The organism is Arthrobacter sp. Y3223164, from assembly GCF_059091005.1.
Genome location: NZ_JBNHGF010000693.1, coordinates 1 through 834, shown reverse-complemented (window position 1 = coordinate 834; position 834 = coordinate 1). Strand labels below are relative to the sequence as shown.

The window sequence follows — 834 nt, the reverse complement described above, 5'->3', positions numbered from 1 at the left end:
CGTCGTGGCCCGCCGCCCGGCCGCGGCCGGCAAGCCGACCGTCCTGTTGTATGCCCACCACGACGTGCAGCCGCCGGGGGACCCGGCGCTCTGGCGGACGGAACCGTTCAAGGCCACGGAGATCGACGGCCGCCTCTATGGGCGCGGAACGGCCGACGACAAGGCCGGGATCATGGTCCACCTGTCCTCGCTGCGCACGCTGCTGGAGGTCCTCGGAGACGATTTCGGGCTCGGCATCACGTTGTTTATCGAGGGGGAGGAGGAGGCCGGCTCGCCAAGCTTCCGCCCGTTCCTCGAAGCTCACCGCGAACTGCTGCGGGCAGACGCCATCATCGTCGCCGACTCCAGCAACTGGAAGGTCGGCGTCCCGGCACTGACCACGAGCCTGCGTGGCCTGGTGGACGGCACCGTGGAGCTGCGGGTGTTGGAACACGCCGTCCATTCGGGCATGTTCGGCGGGCCGCTGCTGGACGCGCCCACGCTGCTGGCCCGGCTGATTGCCACCTTCCACGACGACGACGGGTCGGTCGCCATCGAGGGCCTCGTGTCCGCTCCCGCCGCCTCGGTGGACTATCCGGAAGAAGACTTCCGCCGCGATTCGTCGGTGCTCGAGTCCGTGCGGCTTGCGGGCACCGGAAGCATTGCCGACCGGCTCTGGAACAAGCCGGCCTTGTCGGTGATCGGCTTTGACGCCCCCAGCGTCGAGCTCGCGTCCAACACCTTGATCCCCGCCGCCCGCGCCAAGATCAGCCTGCGGCTGGCACCGGGACAGGATCCGGACCGGGCGATGGAGGCGGTGGCCGCGCATGTTGCCGCCCACGCGCCCTTCGGCGC

The 834-nt window shown here is 70.1% G+C and carries 1 protein-coding gene; it reads left to right on the top strand.

Translation table 11 applies throughout. The features are described from left to right. Positions 1-834, top strand: an 834-nt coding sequence (locus AC5RUJ_RS17450) for a M20/M25/M40 family metallo-hydrolase (protein ID WP_494156400.1), incomplete at both ends; no start/stop codon positions are given.